The organism is Sorangium sp. So ce836 (assembly GCF_028553905.1).
GTDB classification, from domain to species: domain Bacteria; phylum Myxococcota_A; class Polyangia; order Polyangiales; family Polyangiaceae; genus Sorangium; species Sorangium cellulosum_D.
Genome location: NZ_CP102233.1, coordinates 8957841 through 8971512 on the forward strand (window position 1 = coordinate 8957841; position 13672 = coordinate 8971512).

The following is a 13672-nucleotide window of genomic DNA, read 5'->3' on the forward strand; positions in this document are numbered from 1 at the left end:
GGCGTTTTCGATCGCCCGACGCCGGCCCGGCGCGGGGGATGGGCCGATTGGATCACCCCCAGGCCCCCGGAGGGGGTGTTTGTGGTGCGGCCCGGCGCGGGGGATGGGCCGATGTCTGAGCCCGGGATGTTGCCTCTCCGGCGCAAGCGCCGGAGAGGCAACATCCCGGGCGAGTTCGGCGGGGCCCCCGCGCCGGGCCGCACCACAAACACCCCCTCCGGGGGCCGTTCAGCCCGGCAGAGCCTCTCTCGCCTACCCCGCCTGCGCCGCCGCCAGCCGGATCCTCCCGAGCCTCCCCCCGCGCCCCCGCGTGAGCGCCCCCGCGATATCCGAGTGCTTCACGAGCCCCAGGTAGCTCTCCCCGTCGAACACCGCGACCACCGGCGTGTTCTTCTCGACCATCTTCCGCCCCACCTCGTCGAGCGACACGTCCGCCGCCACCCGCGGCACGTCGCAGCGCATGATCCACGCGATGAACGCCCCCTCCTCGCCGGCCGCCAGCGCGCGCATCACGTCCGTGCGCGTCACGATCCCGATCACCCGATCCTCGTAGACCACCGGGAAATCGGGCTCCTGGCTCGCCAGGATGCGCCGCGCCGCATCGCCCACGAGCTCGCCGGGCCACAGCTGGACCGCCCGGCCCTCGAGCCGACGCGCCTCGGACGACGCGACAGGCGCCCTTACCGCCTGCGCCGCGCTCCACTCCCGCCGCGCCCCGAGGAACAGCAGCGCCGACAGCAGCGCGATGAAGAGCTGGCCGCCGATCAGGGCGATGAAGAACAGCACGCCCGCCATCGCCTGCCCGAGCGTCGCCGCCAGCGACGTCGCGAGCCAGGTGCCGGTGAGCGGCGACAGCGTCTCGCGCAGCACCCGCCCCCCCTCGAGCGGCAGCGCGGGCAAGAGCCCGAGCATCGCGATCCCGAGGTTCGCGCTGGCGATCCACACGACCGCCGTCTCGCGCGACGGCGCCTCGACGGCCTGGAGCACGGACGCCCACCGGAGCTCCCCCGCCCCGTGCTGGGCCCCGGCCGCCAGGAAGACGAGCACGGCCAGCGCGAAGTTCGCCGCCAGGCCGAGCGCCCCGCCCTGCGCCCACCCCGCGTCCGGCCGCGAGCGCCTCGCGATCGCCCCGATCGGCGAGAGCAGCACCTCGCTCACCCGCATGCCGAGCTGCCGCGCCACGACCCCGTGGACGAGCGCCTGCAGCGCCACGCACCCGAGCAGCGCCGCCCCCAGCGCGCAGCCGAAGAGCGCGCCGCTCCCGCCGTGCCGCGCCCCCCACTGGAGCGCCCCGATCGGGATGAGCAGGCCGAACGCCGCGTGCGCAACAACATCGATTCCGCCAACCCGCGTGATCCTGATGACCCAATTCATGGCGCGTTGCTCCTGGACTCCCGCGCAGGCAGCTGCACAGAGCGGGCGGGGCAGTTACGACCTGCCATGCCCCCATTCCCCCCAGGGGCCTGGCGAAACCTCGTCGCGCGGTCGACGGCTGACGGGCCAATTGACGGATCTTTCTATGTTCGCTGCAAAGCACATGCCGCTTTCCTGCGCCTGACGGCGAGCGGCACGACCCCGGCGCAGCGGGCGGGCCCCGGCGCGCGACGGAGCGCGCGGACAGGCGTGGAGGCCTGTTCCGCGCTTCGAACGTGTCATCGAGTCGACAGGAACGAGGCGGGACGCTCACGCGACCGTGACGCGCCGGAAGAGCGCGCCGACGTCCATCGCCCCAGCCTCGGCGTCGCGGTGTGGCGTTCCGCTACGTGGCGGGCGCGCACCGTCACAGCTTCACATCGGCCACCCCGTCGACCGCTCCAGCCCGCCGCGCGCGACCCGAGGCCGGATCACGCCGCTCGGCCGCCTCGGCGACCGGAGCCGCTCGCGAGAAGCGCTCCTGCGGCAGGTACATCCCCTCCTCGAGCTCCTGGACCCACCGGAGCATCTCCTCGCGAACCCAGCACCTCAGATCGAACAGCTGCCCAGCATCGCGGGCAGAGACGAGAAAACGCACCTCGATCGTTCGCTCTGTCACCTTCGTGACCTGGACGGCCTTTACCCGCTTGTCCCAGAGCTCGCTGTTCGGGAGGATGGACTCGAAGCGCCGCCGCACGGCGTCCACCGGCGTGCGGTAATCCACGTAGAGCTCGACGGTGCCCAGCTTCTCCGAGCCGTGCTTCGTCCAGTTCTGGAACGACTGGTCGAGGAGCCGCGCGGTGGGGACGATGAGCCGCCGCTCGTCCCAGATCTTCATGACCACGTGGGTCAGCCGGATCTCCTCGATCGTCCCGAACTCACCGTCCACCACGACCTTGTCGCCGAGATCGATCGGCCGGGTGAACAGGATGTGGAGGCCCGACAGGATCGCGCCCACCGGCTTCTGCGCCGCCAGGCCGAGCACGACGCCCGCGATGCCGGCCGAGGCCAGGAGCGACACGCCGACGTTCCTCACCGCCTCGAAGTTCAGGAGCACGAGCGCGCCCGCGACGATCACGATGACCACCCGCGCGACCCGCTCGAGCACGCGGGCCTGCGTGCGCAGCCCGCGGGACGACTCGCTCCCCTCCTCGAGGTGCCGCAGGGCGCGCGCGTCCAGCACCTCGGTGAGGATCCCGACGAGGCGCATGAGCAGCCACGCCACGCCGCCGATGAACAGCGCCGAGAGCAGCGATCGCAGATCGACCACGAGCTCCTGGCCGAGCCGCGTCATCTTGGCGAGGCCGGCCGTCAGGACGATCCCGAGACAAAGCGTCACGGGGCCAATTGCCGCGTCGAGCGTTCTTTCGTCCCATGGCGTCGCCGTCCGTCGCACGACGATCGAGCCGGCGCGCCGGAACAGGCCCACTGCCAGCCGAGCGAGCGCGAAGCCGACCGGAACGCTCGCCGCGACGATCACCCACTGCCATATGCCGTCCGCCGGGAGGCCCAGCCGGGCGCCGAGCGATTCAAAGTTCGAGTTCTGCATGGGTCTGCTCCTTCAACCAGCGCCGCGCGCCATCAGGCCAGGCCCCCCGGGGCACGGAATACCCCGCCGCGCCCCGCGAGCGCGACGAGATCAGGCCGTGAGGCCGCGAGGCGCGACGGGCTCATCCATCTTGTGTGCGGCGTCGCACGGCACAGGGCGTGCCGCCGAGTCCGTTCCCCACATTTCCCGCGGGATGTCCGGCACGCTCCGCGCGAGCCGCCGAGATCGCGATTGCACGGTGGAGGCAGCGTTGCCACGATGCGACAAATCGCTACACCGCAGCTCTACGTCGTTCTTTGGCGTCCGTTCAAGGGGCCCGCGCTCGCGCGGCATGCGGTGTGCACCTGAGCTGGCCAAAGAATCGAGATCGGCTGAAGAAACGCGGCAAAGGACTCGTTTATGTCAGAGCGCAGAAGCCAGGTCGATGATTTCACGCGGCTCACCGAGGAGACGGAGCGGCTCGCGAGGCACGTCGAGGATCTCCGGCTCCGGATCGCCGCGACGACCGCGAAGCGGCGCGCATCGTCCGGCACGCTCCCTGCGCAGAGCGCCGCCACCATCGAGGGGCCTCACGGCGCGCCCTCGGAGCGGCCGCCCCACGGCCCGATCTCGGAGCGGCCGCCCCACGGCGCGCCCTCGGAGCGGCCGCCCCACGGATCGCTCTCGGAGCGGGTGTACCGATCGCTCTCGGACCGGCCCTATGACGCCACGGAGCGGGCCCACGACCCTGCCGCGGAGCGGGCCCACGACGCCGCCCCGGAGCGAGCTTACGACGCCGCCCCGGAGCGCGCCTGTGACGCGTCGGAACGGCCGCAAGACGCCGCGACGGAGCGGCCGCACGACGGCGCGACGGAGCGGCCGCGGCCCCGTCACTCCCCGTTCCCCGAGCGCACCTCGTGCCTCGCGAACGTGTCGCGATGGCTGCCGCCGCTGAGGCCAGCGCGAGAGATCCTGGAATCGGGCATCCACGAGCGGATGGGAGAGGCTGGGCGCTACTGCATCGTCACGCCACGGAAGCAGCCCAGCGCTCTCCTGCCGAGACGCCGGCCTCCCAAGGCCGACGTGGCCTGAGGGAGCCCCTCGACCGACCCCCGCACCAGCGCGCAACACCCGCGACCGGCACCAGCGCGCAACGCCCGCGACCCGCACAGCGCACAATGCCCGCACCGGCGCGCAACAGCCGCGTCTGCACGCAACAGCCGCGCCTGCACGCAACAGCCGCGCCTGCACGCAACGCACCTCCCCGCCTCCCTCCTCGCCCTGGCCGCATCGCCCCTCGCCACATCGCCCGCGACCCGCCACGGAATCCCACGAGAAGCGACCCGAGAAGCGCGCGGCGAGCGCGGCGCGATGCTTGCCCGGCTGCGCGCCTGCGTAGTATACGAACCCATGCTCCTGCGCGGTGGCGCAGGCGCACATGGCCACCGTGCCTCGAAGCCTGAACCCGATGGGACCCGACGGAATCTTCGCGGTCGGGCAGCGACAGCCCCGCCCTCCGGGCGGCGCGCGGCGCCCAGCGGAAGCCCGAGGCGGCCGACGATCCCGCCCACCTGACGAGAGGGCCAGTCCTCCTCTCGCCCTCTCGCCGCCTCGCGGTGGTGCCCCGGCCCCCGAGCGGCGCGCCGGGGCGCCTGATCCCACCGCTCTCGGCGCCCCGAATCCCCTCCGCGCCCGGGGCGCGCCCTCGTTTCCCTTCACCGATCGGCCCAGACTGCAATGCAGGGCCAGGAGAACAGCGGCATGGAGCAGCGTAGCGACCTCGACAAGGCCCGCAGAGCGAAGGCTGGCAATGGCAAGAGCAAGAAGGGCGCGTCCAGCGAGGGGTCGCACGGCGCCCCGCGCGCGAGAAAGGCCCCCGCGGCGGAGAGCCCCCGCGCCGCGGCGCCCAGCGAGCGCAGCGGGCTCGACGGGCGGACGCTGCTGAGCTCGCTGATGAGCCTCAAGAAGGGCGATTTCTCGGTGCGGCTGCCCGTCGACTGGCTGGGGCTCGACGGGAAGATCGCCGACACCTTCAACGAGGTCGTCGAGCTCAACGAGAAGATGGCGAAGGAGCTCCACCGCCTGAGCCGCGTCGTGGGCAAGGAAGGCAAGCTCTCGCAGCGCGCCTTCATCGGCGAGGTGAACGGCGCGTGGGCCGAGGAGGTCGCGTGCATCAACGCGCTGATCGGCGATCTCGTCCACCCCACCGCCGAGACGGCGCGCGTCATCGGGGCCGTCGCCAAGGGCGATCTCTCGCAGACGATGGCCCTCGAGGTCGACGGCAGGCCGCTCGACGGCGAGTTCCTCCGGACGGCCAAGACCGTCAACACGATGGTCGAGCAGCTGGGCTCCTTCGCGTCCGAGGTCACGCGCGTCGCCCGCGAGGTCGGCACCGAGGGCAAGCTCGGCGGCCAGGCCGACGTCCGCGGCGTCGCAGGCACCTGGAAGGACCTCACCGACTCCGTCAACTCGATGGCGTCGAACCTCACGGCCCAGGTGCGCAACATCGCGACCGTCACCACCGCCGTCGCCAACGGCGATCTCTCGAAGAAGATCACCGTCGACGTCAAGGGCGAGATCCTCGAGCTCAAGGACACCATCAACACGATGGTCGATCAGCTCCGCTCGTTCGCCTCCGAGGTGACGCGCGTCGCGCGCGAGGTCGGCACCGAGGGCAAGCTCGGCGGCCAGGCCGACGTCCGCGGCGTCGCAGGCACCTGGAAGGACCTCACCGACTCCGTCAACTCGATGGCCGGCAACCTCACCGCCCAGGTGCGCAACATCGCCGCCGTCACCACCGCCGTCGCGAAGGGGGATCTCTCGAAGAAGATCACCGTCGACGTCAAGGGCGAGATCCTCGAGCTCAAGGACACCATCAACACGATGGTCGATCAGCTGAGCTCCCTCGCGGCCGAGGTCACGCGCGTCGCGCGCGAGGTCGGCACCGAGGGCAAGCTCGGCGGCCAGGCCGACGTCCGCGGCGTCGCAGGCACCTGGAAGGACCTCACCGACTCCGTCAACTCGATGGCGTCGAACCTCACGGCCCAGGTGCGCAACATCGCGACCGTCACCACCGCCGTCGCCAACGGCGATCTCTCGAAGAAGATCACCGTCGACGTCAAGGGCGAGATCCTCGAGCTCAAGGACACCATCAACACGATGGTCGATCAGCTCAACTCCTTCGCCTCCGAGGTCACGCGCGTCGCGCGCGAGGTCGGCACCGAGGGAAAGCTCGGCGGCCAGGCCGACGTCCGCGGCGTCGCAGGCACCTGGAAGGACCTCACCGACTCCGTCAACTCGATGGCCGGCAACCTCACCGCCCAGGTGCGCAACATCGCGACCGTCACCACCGCCGTCGCCAACGGCGATCTCTCGAAGAAGATCACCGTCGACGTCAAGGGCGAGATCCTCGAGCTCAAGAACACCATCAACACGATGGTCGATCAGCTCAACTCCTTCGCCTCCGAGGTCACGCGCGTCGCGCGCGAGGTCGGCACCGAGGGCAAGCTCGGCGGCCAGGCCGACGTCCGCGGCGTCGCAGGCACCTGGAAGGACCTCACCGACTCCGTCAACTCGATGGCCGGCAACCTCACCGCCCAGGTGCGCAACATCGCCGCCGTCACCACCGCCGTCGCCACGGGCGATCTCTCGAAGAAGATCACCGTCGACGTCAAGGGCGAGATCCTCGAGCTCAAGAACACCATCAACACGATGGTCGACCAGCTGAGCGCCTTCGCGGCGCAGGTGACGCGCGTCGCGCGCGAGGTCGGCACCGAGGGAAAGCTCGGCGGCCAGGCAGAGGTGACCGGCGTCGCCGGCACCTGGAAGGACCTCACCGACTCCGTCAACTCGATGGCCGGCAACCTCACCGCCCAGGTGCGCAACATCGCCGCCGTCACCACCGCCGTCGCCAACGGCGACCTGTCCAAGAAGATCACCGTCGACGTCCGCGGCGAGATCCTGGAGCTCAAGGACACCATCAACACGATGGTCGATCAGCTCCGCTCGTTCGCCTCCGAGGTGACGCGCGTCGCGCGCGAGGTCGGCACCGAGGGCAAGCTCGGCGGCCAGGCCGACGTCCGCGGCGTCGCAGGCACCTGGAAGGACCTCACCGACTCCGTCAACTCGATGGCCGGCAACCTCACCGCCCAGGTGCGCAACATCGCCGCCGTCACCACCGCCGTCGCCAACGGCGATCTGTCCAAGAAGATCACCGTCGACGTCAAGGGCGAGATCCTCGAGCTCAAGAACACCATCAACACGATGGTCGATCAGCTCAACTCCTTCGCCTCCGAGGTCACGCGCGTCGCGCGCGAGGTCGGCACCGAGGGAAAGCTCGGCGGCCAGGCCGACGTCCGCGGCGTCGCAGGCACCTGGAAGGACCTCACCGACAACGTGAACTCGATGGCCGGCAACCTGACGAACCAGGTGCGCGGCATCGCGAAGGTCGTGACCGCGGTCGCCAACGGCGATCTCAAGCGCAAGCTGATCGTCGACGCGAAGGGCGAAATCGCCGCGCTCGCGGACACGATCAACGGCATGATCGAGACGCTCGCGACGTTCGCGGATCAGGTGACCACGGTGGCGCGCGAGGTCGGGGTCGAGGGCAAGCTCGGCGGCCAGGCGAGCGTGCCCGGCGCGGCCGGCACGTGGAAGGACCTCACCGACAACGTGAACCAGCTCGCGGCGAACCTCACGACGCAGGTCCGCGCGATCGCCGAGGTGGCCACCGCCGTGACCAAGGGCGACCTCACCCGGTCGATCAAGGTCGAGGCTCAGGGCGAGGTCGCGGCGCTGAAGGACAACATCAATGAGATGATCCGGAACCTCAAGGACACGACGCTGAAGAACAGCGAGCAGGACTGGCTCAAGACCAACCTCGCCAAGTTCTCGCGCATGCTCCAGGGGCAGAAGGATCTCCTCACCGTCGGCCGCCTCATCCTGTCCGAGCTCGCCCCGGTGGTCACGGCGCAGCAGGGCGTCTTCTACATCATGGACGCCTCCCGGGAGGAGCCCGTCCTCAAGCTGCTCGCGAGCTACGCGTTCAAGGAGCGCAAGCACGTCGACAACCAGTTCAAGCTCGGCGAGGGCCTCGTCGGCCAGTGCGCGCTCGAGAAGGAGAAGATCCTCCTCGTCAACGCGCCGCCCGACTACATCACGATCACGAGCGGCCTCGGCGAGTCGCCCCCGGTCAACATCATCGTGATGCCCGTGCTCTTCGAGGGGCAGGTGAAGGCCGTCATCGAGCTCGCGTCGCTCGAGCGCTTCAGCCCGACCCACCAGGCGTTCCTCGATCAGCTCACCGAGTCGATCGGCATCGTGCTCAACACGATCGAGGCGAACATGCGCACCGAGGACCTGCTCAAGCAGTCCCAGTCGCTGGCGCGCGAGCTCCAGAGCCAGCAGGAGGAGCTCCAGGAGACGAACGCCGCGCTCGGCGAGAAGGCGCGCCTCCTGGCCGAGCAGAACGTCGAGGTCGAGCGGAAGAACCACGAGGTCGAGCAGGCCCGCCAGGCCCTCGAAGAGAAGGCGCGGCAGCTCGCCCTCACGTCGAAATACAAGTCGGAGTTCATGGCCAACATGTCCCATGAGCTCAGGACCCCGCTGAACAGCCTGCTCATCCTCTCGGACCAGCTCTCCAGGAACAACGACCAGAACCTCACCCCGCGGCAGGTCGAGTTCGCGAAGACGATCCACGCGTCGGGGACCGATCTCCTGGCGCTCATCAACGACATCCTCGACCTCTCCAAGATCGAGTCCGGCACCGTCGTCGTCGACGTCGGCGAGATCGCCTTCAAGGACCTCTCGGACTACGTACAACGTACGTTCCGGCACGTCGCCGAGTCCAAGAAGCTCGAGTTCGAGCTCTCGTTCTCGCCGGCGCTGCCGTCCTCGATGCTCACCGACGCGAAGCGGCTCCAGCAGGTGCTCAAGAACCTGCTCTCCAACGCCTTCAAGTTCACCGAGCGCGGCAAGGTGGTCCTGGAGGTGACAGTGGCCCGCGACGGCTGGAACCGTGAGAACGATGTGCTCAGCCGGGCCGACTCGGTGATCGCCCTCTCCGTCCACGACACGGGCATCGGGATCGCGCCGGACAAACAGCAGATCATCTTCGAGGCGTTCCAGCAGGCCGACGGGAGCACGAGCCGCAAGTACGGGGGCACCGGGCTCGGGCTCGCGATCAGCCGGGAGATCGCGCGGATGCTCGGCGGCGACCTCGCGCTGGTGAGCGCGCCGGGCCGCGGCAGCACGTTCACGCTCTACCTGCCGCGCACCTACCGGCCCGTGCGGACGGTGCGCCGGCAGCCGGCGCACGTCCTCGACACGCCGCCCGTCATCGAGGACACCGTCCACAGCAGCCGGCCGTCGGATCGCATGGCCGTGAGCCCGGACACGCAGGTCATCGACGACAGCGAGAGCGTCCGCCCCGGCGACCGCGCGATCGTGATCGTGGAGAACGACACCGTGTTCGCCCGCTTCCTCGTGGACGTCGCGCGGGAGCACGGCTTCAAGGCGGTCGTCGCCGTCCGCGGCGCGACGGGGCTCTCGCTGGTGCGCGAGCTCAAGCCCGCGGCGATCACGCTGGACATCAACCTGCCCGACATGGACGGCTGGCGCGTGCTCGACTGCCTCAAGCGCGATCTGTCGTCGCGGCACATCCCGGTCGAGGTGATCACGACGGAGACGGAGGAGGAGCGGAGCCGCGCGCGGCGGATGGGCGCGGTGGGGCTCCTCAACAAGCCGCTCAGCAGCAGGACGGCGCTCGACGAGGCCTTCGCGCGGCTCGACGGGCTGGTCAGCTCGCCGCGGCGCCGGCTGCTCGTCGTCGAGCCGGACGCGGCGTCGGGCGATCCCGTGGTCGAGCTGCTCCGGGACGAGGGGGTCACGGTCGCCAGCGTGGCGACCGGCGAGGCCGCGCTCGCGGCGCTCGAGCGCGAGCCGTACGAGGCGGTCGTGCTCGGGCTGCGCCTGCCCGACATGCCCGGCCTCGAGCTCATCGAGCACCTCGATCGGGCCGGGCGCTTCGCCGATCTGTCGGCCATCGTGTACACGCCGGCCGACGTCGCCGGGGACGACGAGGTGCAGCTCGGCCGCCTCGCGCAGCGGCTCCCGGTGAAGCACGTCCAGTCGAGGGAGCGCCTGCTCGACGAGGTCACGCTCGCGCTGCACCGCCGGCTCTCGGATCTGCCGGAGGCGAAGCGGCTCGTGGTCGAGCAGCTCCACGAGTCGGCCGCCGCGCTCTCCGGCAAGTGCGCGCTGATCGTCGACGACGATTTCCGCAACATCTATGCGCTGAAGACCGTCCTCGAGAGCCAGGGGATGACCACGCTCGCCGCCGATACGGGCAAGGCCGCCATCGACCGTCTGGAGAGGACGAGCGGCATCGATGTCGTGCTCATGGACATCATGATGCCGGAGATGGACGGATACGACACGATGCGCGCGATCCGGCAGCGGCCCGCCTTCCAGACGCTCCCGATCATCGCCGTCACGGCCAGAGCGATGAAGGGCGATCGCGAGAAATGCCTCGAGGCCGGCGCGACCGACTACATCTCCAAGCCGGTCGATACGGAGCAGCTGCTCGCGCTGCTCCGCATCTGGCTGCATCGCTGAGCTCGCTCTCCCCGGCTCGCCGCCGCGCGGCGCGGATGTGTCCGAGCGCACGCGGCGGTTCGTCTTCGCTGCAACGACGCCTCAGTGTGGCGTCCCTCCGCGGGCTCAGGCGTCGACCGTCCACAGCCGACAGCGTAGGAGAGCGTGCATTTGCGGCATCCTTCGTTGGCACGGCGCCTGCTGTACCGTGTGGGATTCCAGAATACAGAGAGGGGACGCGCCCGGGTCGAGGACGTTCTTCGGGAAAGGAGCTGTCGGTGAGGGCAAAGCTGGTGACCGGTCTTGTGAGGACACGGCTCGACGCCGAGAGGGCGGTTGAGCGCGTCATGAGCTGTGGATACAAGCGCGACGCCATCAGCCTTGTCATGAGCGACGATGCGCGCGGAGAGCGCGTCGAGAGCGGAACCGGCTCGCGGGCGGCGGCGGGCGGCGGCGTCGGCGCGGCGGTGGGGGCGGCATTCGCGGCGTTCGCGGCGGCCGGCGCGAGCGCGATGTTCCCTGGCCTCGGGCTCGTGGTGGCGGGCCCCCTGGAGTCCGCGCTGGCGGGCGCGGACAGCGCGGCCGGCGGGCTCGTCGGCGCTGGCGTCCCCGAGCACCGCGCGCACGTGTACGAGAGCGGCCTGCGGCAAGGCGCGGTCCTCGTGGGCGTTCACGCGACCTCGGAGCGAGACGCGGAGATTCTGGAAATGATCCTCGAGTATTCGGGCGCCGAGGACGTCCGGAGCGAGAGCGCGCAGCGACGTCCGTACGACAGCTTCATCTAGGCGGCTCGCGGGGCGAGCGCGCGCGTGGTGCCCGGCGCGTGGCAACTTGCCTCGCTGAGGCGCGCTGCCGCCGACGCGCTCGTTCGGGATTTCAGGCGCTCCCCGAGAGGAGCGCCTGGCACGAGCGATGCTCCAGAATCGGATTCGTGGCGAAGCGTGGCGTCGTGGGCGGCGGATGGCCGGAGCAGGCGGCAGGAGAGCGCATGTCGAGCAACTTGACCCAGGGTTTCGAGCACACCTTAGGGGAACGCTTCGAGGTTGGCACGGTGGTGGGCGACAAGTACCAGCTCCTCCGCAAGGCGGGAGAGGGGGCGATGGGCTCTGTCTGGGTCGCTGCGAACACGGCGCTCGAGGCCAACGTGGCCATCAAGGTGCTGCGCCCGGAGATGCGCTCTCCTGCGATCGCGGAGCGCCTGCTGCGCGAGGCGCGGGCGGCGGCGAAGCTCAGCCATCCGGGCATCGTGCGCGTCTTCGATCTCGGCAAGACCGCGGGCGGCACGCCGTACATCGTGATGGAGCTCCTGGAGGGCGAGGCCCTCCGGGACATGCTCTGCCGCGAGCAGCGGCTCTTGCCCGAGGCGGCGATCGCGGTCTTGCTGCCGGTCGCGAGCGCGATGCACGCCGCCCATGAGCGCGGCGTCGTCCACCGGGATCTCAAGCCGGACAACGTGATGCTCGCCGAGCAGGCCGACGGCAGGATCCAGCCGAAGGTCGTCGATTTCGGGATCGCGAAGGTGACGTGGACCGAACCGCAGTCCGGCTCGACGGGCGCGGCGGTGATCGGGACACCGCAGTACATGCCGCCCGAGCAGGCGCTCGGGCAGGGCCAGCTCGATCATCGCGCGGACATCTGGGCGTTCTGCACGATGCTGTACGAGTCGATCGCGGGCGAGACGCCCTATGCCGGCGAGCAGGGGTTCGGGACGCTGCGGGCGGTCATCCAGGATCCGGTGCAGTCGCTCGTCGAGCGGTGCGGCACGGATCCGGCGCTGTGGTCGATCATCGAGCGCGGGTTGCGCAAGGACCCGGCGGATCGCTGGGGGAGCATGCGCGAGCTCGGCGTCGCGCTCGCGACGTGGCTCCTCTCGCGGGGCGTCTCGGAGGACCTGTGCGGCGCGTCGCTCCGCGCGCAGTGGCTGGACGAGCGGACGAGCCAGGTCCCCGCGCCGTCGCCGCGGCCGATGGTGGTGAGCGCTGCGCCGACGCTGCACTCGCGGCGCTCCGACGACGCGCTGGAGCTGCAGCTCCCCATGGCGTCCGCGCGGCGGGCGCCTGACGAGACGAGCCGCCGCGCCCCGGTGGTGGTGCGGCGCGGGTCGCTGGAGGAGAGCGGCGAGCGCGCGTGGTCCGAGGCGACCGCGATGGTGAATCCGCCGGTGGTGGTGTCCCCGTCACAGCGTCCCTCGTTGCGGGATCGCTTCCCGTTCCGCCGCGTCGCGGCGGCGGGTTTCGTCCTCATGGCGGGCGCGGCGGCGTGGAGCGTGGCGCCGGTCGCGACGGGCCCTGCGGTCCAGCTGACGCCGACGGCGCCGGCGTCTCTGGCCGAGCCTCCGGCGCCGGCCGCCGAGCCGTCGCCGTCGATGCGCCCTGCGGCCGAGGCGAGCTCCCTCACGGCCAGCATCGCCCGCGGCGTCGTGGCGCCCCCGGCGCCCGTGGCCGAGCCTGTGGCCCCGCGCCCGACGCGGGCTCCGAAGCCGGCTCCCCCCGCGCCAGCGCCGGCCGCTGCTGCCACCACGTCGCCGGCGCCCACCGCGAGCGCGCCGCTCCCGGATCTTCCCGTGTCCGACGCGGGCGTGGAGGCGCCGCAGCTCCTTGCGCACGCGCCCCGGTCGGGCGCGTCGCCGGAGCCCGCGTCTGCGGCCTGCGCTGGTGGTCCTGAAGGCGGGGGGTCGGCTTGCCCGCCGGCGGCCGACGCCTCGGCGCCTGCCGTCGAGGTCTACGAGGATGCGGGTGCGGCCATTCAGGAGCCCGCCCCTACCCCGCCTGCGGCCGAGCCGCCCCCGCCGGCTGCCGACGCCGGCGCGGCCGAGGAGCCCCCGACCGCTCCAACCGCGCCGTAGCGGCTCGGCCTCACGGGGCGGCCAGGGGACCAAGATCAAGCGCTGCGACCAACACCAACTTCATTTCTCTTGGTTGCCTGACGGCTTCCTGATCAGGATTGCCGTACTGGCCAATCGCCCTGGCGCTCGGAGATCGCCCGATCCCATCATATAGCGGTAGGCCCCCGTGGAGGGGGCTCGTCGCGCGGGGCGGCGACGGGTCGATGTTTGAGCCCAATTGACGTCCTGTGTCCGGCGTGCTCCGCACGCCGGGCACAGGACGTCTCAGGCGAGTTCGACCCGTCGCCGCCCCG

General features: G+C 70.9%; 6 protein-coding genes. 4 read left to right on the forward strand and 2 right to left on the reverse strand.

What is annotated here, in order from left to right:
* Positions 1-252 precede the first annotated feature (252 nt).
* Complete coding sequence (locus tag NQZ70_RS32405) at positions 253-1374, reverse strand: CBS domain-containing protein (RefSeq protein WP_129577680.1); 1122 nt, start codon at positions 1372-1374, stop codon at positions 253-255.
* Between the two features lie 406 nt (positions 1375-1780).
* Complete coding sequence (locus tag NQZ70_RS32410; protein ID WP_129577681.1) at positions 1781-2962, reverse strand: mechanosensitive ion channel family protein; 1182 nt, start codon at positions 2960-2962, stop codon at positions 1781-1783.
* Between the two features lie 399 nt (positions 2963-3361).
* Between NQZ70_RS32410 and NQZ70_RS32415 the strand changes: the two genes are divergently transcribed.
* The 4 genes from NQZ70_RS32415 to NQZ70_RS32430 all read left to right on the forward strand — a co-directional run bounded on the left by NQZ70_RS32415 (position 3362) and on the right by NQZ70_RS32430 (position 13379).
* On the forward strand, positions 3362-4033 hold the full coding sequence (locus NQZ70_RS32415; protein ID WP_129577682.1) for a hypothetical protein: 672 nt from the start codon (positions 3362-3364) through the stop codon (positions 4031-4033).
* Between the two features lie 669 nt (positions 4034-4702).
* Positions 4703-10555 carry a HAMP domain-containing protein gene (locus tag NQZ70_RS32420; RefSeq protein WP_237244244.1) on the forward strand — a complete coding sequence of 1951 codons (5853 nt, stop codon included), beginning with the start codon at positions 4703-4705 and terminating at the stop codon, positions 10553-10555.
* Between the two features lie 326 nt (positions 10556-10881).
* The gene (locus NQZ70_RS32425) at positions 10882-11319 is read left to right on the forward strand and encodes a hypothetical protein (protein ID WP_129577683.1); all 438 of its coding nucleotides are present in this window, start codon (positions 10882-10884) and stop codon (positions 11317-11319) included.
* Positions 11320-11522: 203 nt separating this feature from the next.
* The gene (locus NQZ70_RS32430) at positions 11523-13379 is read left to right on the forward strand and encodes a serine/threonine-protein kinase (protein ID WP_129577684.1); all 1857 of its coding nucleotides are present in this window, start codon (positions 11523-11525) and stop codon (positions 13377-13379) included.
* The last annotated feature ends 293 nt before the right edge of the window (positions 13380-13672 follow it).